This window comes from Bacteroides sp. CAG:189, from assembly GCF_000432295.1.
GTDB lineage: Bacteria > Bacteroidota > Bacteroidia > Bacteroidales > Bacteroidaceae > Bacteroides > Bacteroides salyersiae.
The window spans coordinates 141033-147638 of the sequence record NZ_HF991121.1; the positions used below are offsets into that span (position 1 = coordinate 141033).

The following is a 6606-nucleotide window of genomic DNA, read 5'->3' on the forward strand; positions in this document are numbered from 1 at the left end:
GATTTAGGGGCAGATATGATTTTGAAAAATCGTGTGTTTATAGTATACAGGTCATTAAATTTAAGCTAAAAAATGCTTTTCTTTAAACTTTATTCTCTTTCTTTGTTCTTAATATAAAAGGACTTAAACTTTGAACGTATGAGAATAAAGCAGATTTGTATGATGGTATTGCTCTCTTTAGGGATAGCACCTTGGGCAAAAGCTCAAACATTTGACAAGTTATGGAAACAGGTGGAGCAGGCTGAACAGAAGAGTTTGCCACAAACAGTGATCCAACTGACAGATCGAATTTATAAAAAAGCGGAAACAGAGAGAAACTCTCCACAGATGTTGAAGGCGTATACGTGGCGGATGAAATACCGCGAAACGTTGACTCCCGATAGCTTTTATGTAAGTTTGAAAGGTTTGGAACAGTGGGCGGAAACAACGGATAAACCGATGGACCGTGCTGTTTTGAATTCCCTGATAGCCGGTATTTATGCAGATTATGCATCCAGCAATCGCTGGCAGATTCGTCAGCGGACGAATATTGTAGACGAAGCTCCCTCCTCCGATATACGGGAATGGAGCAGTAATATGTTCGTGCAACAGGTGATGAAATATACAGCCGGTTCTTTGCAGGATACGGGATTGCTGTTGAATACCTCTTCGCGCATTTATATTCCTTTTGTGAAACTCGGAGATACCAGTGAATACTATCATCATGATATGCTTCATTTGCTGGGTAGCAGAGGGGTGGATGCTTTGAACAATGTAATGGGATTGGATAAAGATTCTGTTGTACAGACATCGGTTGAAAACGTTTATTTAGGTATGCTCGATGCTTATGAAAAAGCCGGTATGGATGATGGTTATGTGCTCTGCAAACTCGATTATCTGAACTGGAAACGGAATTCGGATCCTACCTTTGTGCCTTATCGGGCACCACAGAATTTAATCGGGTTGACTCAAGATCCTTATCTGACCGGCCTCGATAAACTGAAAGCTGATTTTAAATCGCATGATGTCTGTGCTGAGGTTTATCTGGCCAAAGCCCGCTATGCTGTGGAAAAACAGCAACAGGTGATGGCTTTGCAGATTTGTGATGAGGCTATCAGGCTTTATCCGGACTATAAACGCATCAATGCCTTAAAGAATTTGAAACAGGAGATTTTGAATCCGGCTTTGTATGTACGTGCCGACCAGGTTGTTTATCCGGATACTGATATGAAGTTGATGGTGAACCATAAGAATATAGATGGTTTTACGGTGCAATTATACCAATCGAAAAAGCGGGTGGCCGAACAGCATTATTCTTTATTGCGTCCTCAGAATTATCAGAATCAGGATACTGTATTTACGTTGAAAGCTCCGGCAATCGGAGAATATGTGATGCGTATCGTACCCGATGCCAAGGCACGGGAAAATAGTGAAAGCAAGCTGAGTGTTACCCGTTTTAAGGTATTGACACTTCGTTTGCCGGGAGACCAATACGAAGTGGTTGTCCTCGACTGTATGAGCGGACAGCCTGTGGAAGGTGCCGTTGTCACTCTTTATACAAACGATGAAAAGAAATTGACGGAGTTTACTACTGATTCCGAAGGAAAGGCAACATTCCCCTATAAACGTGAATACCGCTATTTAGTCGCTACCAAAGGCGATGATACCGCAATGCCCTTGCAAGGTATTTATGGCGGTAGTTATAATTACTACACGGATAAGAAACCGGTGAATTCGGTGAAACTTCTGACGGACCGTTCTCTTTATCGACCGGGGCAAACCGTATATGTGAAAGGTATTGCTTATGAGCAGGAACTGGATACAGCTAATGTCATTGTCAATCGCACTTATACGTTGACGCTTACCGATGCCAATCGGCAGGAGGTTGGAAAGAAAGAGCTTCGTACCAATGAGTTCGGTTCCTTTGCTACGGAATTCACTTTGCCGTCCGTTTGCTTGAACGGTACGTTCACACTAACTACCGATGAAGGAATGACCACTATCCGCGTGGAAGAGTATAAGCGACCTACTTTCGATATAACTTTTGATAAGATGACCGGGTCGTATAGCTTGGGTGATAAAATCGATGTGAAAGGAACGGTGGCCACCTTTAGTGGTGTGTCATTGCAGGATTTGCCTTTGAATTATACAGTTACCCGTTTTATGCGTTTTGGCTGGCAAGGAGCGCAGTTGGGTGCTGAACCTATTGCATCGGGCACCGTTTTGCTGAATGAAGACGGACAATTCACGATTCCGGTATCCTTGAGTGGTGATAAAGGGTTCGATATGGGATATTATGTTTTCCAGATTCAAGCGACGGTTACGAATGTGGCGGGAGAGACGCAGGCTTCCACTTACAGTTTAGGAGTCGGAAACCGTTCAATGCTACTGGGAGCCGAGATACAGAATCCTGTTTGCAAGGAAGACTCCATCAAGCTGACTTTTAAAGCTACCAATCTTGATGGCCAGCCCGTTAGTGTAGAGGGTAACTACAAACTTTATCCCGTAGTCGGTGGTGCGAAGTCCGAAGAGGTGATGAAAGGCACTCCGGCTTATACGGGTACGTTTGTTTCCAATAAAGAGACGCTTCTTCCGGGATGGACTTCTGTGCCGTCGGGAGAATATCTGTTGGTTATGTCTGCCAAAGATGATCAGGGTCGTGAAGTGACGGGCGAAGAGGAAGTCATACTCTTCTCGATCAAAGATAAGCGCCCTCCGGTAGACAAGGCGATCTGGTATTATGCAGAAAATACCTCGTTTGATGCCGCTCATCCGGCTGTGTTCTATTTCGGAACTTCCAAGAAAGACGCGTATGTGATGATGAATCTGTTCAGTGGTAACCGGATGCTGGAAAGCAAGGTGCTTCGTTTGTCCGATTCAATTGAGCGTTTTGAATATCCTTATAAAGAATCGTATGGCAACGGGCTTTCCGCTACTTTCTGCTTTGTGAAGGATGGTTCCGTAAATCAGCAGACGGTAAGAATGACGAAACGCTTGCCGGATAAAACATTGACAATGAAATGGGAGGTATTCCGTGATAAACTGCGTCCGGGACAGGAAGAAGAGTGGAAGCTGACTGTCAAAACCCCGCAAGGAATGCCGGCCGCAGCTGAAATGTTGGCTACCATGTATGACGCTTCGCTGGATAAGATATGGAAAAATAATCAGAGCCTGAGAATCGGATACAACCTTTCTGTGCCCGGAACACGCTGGATGGATGGTTATTGGGGAATGAACTCTTATAATTATTGGTTCCCTTCCAAGAGCCTGAAGGTAGATCCGATGGCATACGACCACTTCGCGCTTCCATTCAATTACGTCAGTAATCTGGTTTTCGAAGAGGAAATGATACCCCTTTGTAATTATCGACAGAACGCAACGGTTGTTGGAAGCGCAAAAGTACGCGGAATGGCGAAAGCCGAGGCGGGTATGTCTATCGTCATCAGCGATAAAGCCGATGTTGAATATGCCGAAACGGCTGATGCCGACAGGGATACCGGAGCGGGAGAAACCCTTCCTGGGGCTACCGAAGAATTGCGTACCAATTTTGCCGAGACCGCTTTCTTCTATCCGCAACTTCGTACCAATGAGCAAGGGGAAGTTTCTTTCTCTTTCACCATGCCGCAGAGCCTTACCCGTTGGAATTTCCGGGGATATGCGCATACCAAAGGAATGATGACAGGTATGATCGATGCTACTGCTGTGACCAGTAAGGACTTTATGCTGACTCCGAACTTGCCGCGTTTCGTCCGCGTGGGAGATAAAACTTCTGTAGCCGCTTCTGTGGCAAACCTTACCGGAAAGAATATTTCCGGAACGGTTAGCTTTATTCTTTTTGACCCGATGACGGAAAAGGTGATCAGTACGCAGAAACAAAAGTTCTCTGTAGAAGCAGGACGTAGCACGGGAGTGAGTTTCCTTTTTATTGTTACCGATAAATACGATGTATTGGGTTGCCGTATGATTGCCGATGGTGGTTCGTTCAGTGACGGCGAGCAGCACCTCTTACCCGTACTTAGCAATAAAGCGGATTTGGTGGAGACTGTGGCCATGCCTGTTCGCGGAGAAGAAACACGTACTTTCCCGCTCGATAAGTTATTCAATAATCACAGCAAATCGGCTACCGACCGTCGTCTGACTATCGAGTTTACAGGTAATCCGGCTTGGTACGCCATACAGGCATTACCATCGTTGGGTATGCCCGAGAACAATAATGCCATCTCTTGGGCTGCCGCTTATTATGCGAATACGTTGGCTGCCTATATAATGAATTCACAGCCACGCATCAAAGCCGTGTTCGATAGTTGGAAGTTGCAAGGCGGAACGAAGGAGACTTTCCTCAGTAATTTGCAAAAGAATCAGGAGGTGAAGAACATCTTGTTGTCTGAATCTCCTTGGGTGATGGAGGCCCGGACGGAAGAAGAACAGAAAAAGCGCATCGCTACTTTATTCGATCTGAACAACATTCGTAATAACAATATTGCTGCCTTGACCCGGTTAAAAGAGCTTCAGCAGTCCGATGGTTCGTGGGCATGGTATAAAGGTATGAACGGTAGTCGATTTATCACGAACTTTATTGTCGAATTGAATGCCCGTCTCGCTTTGCTTACCGGTAAACCGCTGGAAGGGGATGCCTTGACGATGCAGCGTTCTGCTTTCAGTTTTCTGAATAAAGAAGCGTTGGAAGAGTATAAGAATATCCGTAAAGCAGAGAAAAACGGAGAAAAGGTAAAAGGGCTCTCCGATGAGGCGTTGAAGTATCTCTACCTTGTTGCTATTTCCGGTGAAAAAATGCCGCTTGCCGATAATCAGACCGCTTACAATTACTTCTTGTCGAAAGTAGGGGAGACGCTGACCAGCCGTTCCATGGCTAATAAGGCACTTGCCGCCATTGTGCTGGATAAAGCCGGAAGGAAGCAGGAAGCATTGAATTTTATTGCTTCTTTGAAAGAGTTCTTGACAAAGACGGACGAACAGGGAATGTTCTTTGCTTTCAATGAGAATCCTTATACTTGGGGCGGTTTACAGATCCCGGCCCATGTCACGGTAATGGAAGCTCTTGAACTTGTATCCGGCGACTCCTCTACGGTGGAAGAAATGAAACTCTGGCTCTTGAAGCAGAAGCAAACGCAGGCATGGGATTCTCCGGTGACTACGGTAAATGCGGTTTTTGCCCTGTTGCAACGTGGTGTCAATCTGCTCGATAATCAAGGTGATGTACGTATTACTGTTGCTAATGAGGTATTGGAAACTTTGGCTCCTGCCAAAACGATTGTTCCCGGATTGGGCTACATTAAAAAGACTTTCACTGACAAGAAAGTGGTGGATGCCCGTAAGATAACTGTCGAAAAACGGGATACCGGTATCGCCTGGGGAGCAGTCTATGCACAGTATCAGGAAGATATCGATCAAGTGAAACAGCAAGGTAACGAACTGAGTGTAGAGAAGAAACTGTATGTGGAGCGTTTGGTGAATAATGTTCGTCAGCTACAACCGATAACAGCCGCTACGGAGTTGGCTGTAGGAGATAAAGTCGTTTCACGCCTTACGGTCCGTTTGGATCGTCCGATGGATTTCATCCAATTGAAAGACCAGCGTGCCGCCTGTTTCGAACCTATCGGTACGTTATCCGGTTATCGCTGGAACAACGGTTTCGGTTATTATGTCGATATCAAAGATGCTTCAACCAATTTCTTCTTCGATGGATTGGGCAAAGGTGTTTATGTTCTTGAATATAGCTATCGTATCAGTCGTGCCGGAATGTATGAAACCGGACTGGCAACCATCCAAAGTGCATATGCACCCGAATATGTTTCTCACTCCGCTTCGATGAAAGTGACGATAAAATGATTTACACTTGAAGGCCGGTTGTATTTGTCCGGATAGACAAGTTGTATTTTGAATCAAATGCCAATCAGTGCCGGTTACATTTTTGATGGATGTAACCGGCATTCTTTACCATCTACCCTTAATAATCCTTTCAATCCGTTCCTTTTCTCATTGAAAACTCCTACATTTGTGCTCCAAATATAATATGTAGAGCATGAAACGCAGTATATCCTTTATAATTACCCTTTTTATTATTACTTTGTCTGTCATTGCCCAACCTCGTCTTTCTTCCAATAAAGAGACACATAACTTCGGGCAGATAGAATGGAAACATCCTGTAAATGTGGAGTATACCATTACGAATACCGGAGACAAGCCTTTGGTATTGACCAATGTTACCACTTCTTGTGCCTGTTCCGTTGCCAGTTGGACGAAAACGCCCATCGCTCCCGGTGAGAAAGGAACGGTTAGTGCTACTTTTGATGCGAAGGCACTCGGACATTTTGAGAAAACTGTGGGTATTTATAGTAATGCACAACCCAGCCTTGTCTATTTGAAATTTGTAGGCGAGGTAGTGCAGGAAGTTACTGATTTTACGAAGACACATCCTTATGCTATCGGTTCCATTCGTTTGGACCGGAACGAATTTGCCTTTCCGGATGCCCATCGTGGTGAAGAACCGACTCTTACGTTTAGTGTCGTAAATCTGTCCGATCGTCCATACGAACCGGTATTGATGCATCTGCCTCCTTATCTGAAAATGGAAAAGAAACCGAATGTGGTTCTGAAGGGAAAGAG

Annotated in this window: 1 protein-coding gene and 1 pseudogene (1 of these 2 cut by a window edge); both read left to right on the forward strand. The window is 45.0% G+C overall.

The annotated features are described in order from the left end of the window. Positions 1-138 precede the first annotated feature (138 nt). Positions 139-5829 (forward strand): alpha-2-macroglobulin family protein, encoded by a 5691-nt coding sequence (locus QVP90_RS17775; protein ID WP_264380768.1) that lies wholly within the window; start codon positions 139-141, stop codon positions 5827-5829. Positions 5830-6022: 193 nt separating this feature from the next. Then, positions 6023-6606 (forward strand): annotated as a pseudogene (locus QVP90_RS17780) (DUF1573 domain-containing protein) (it continues 514 nt past the right edge of the window).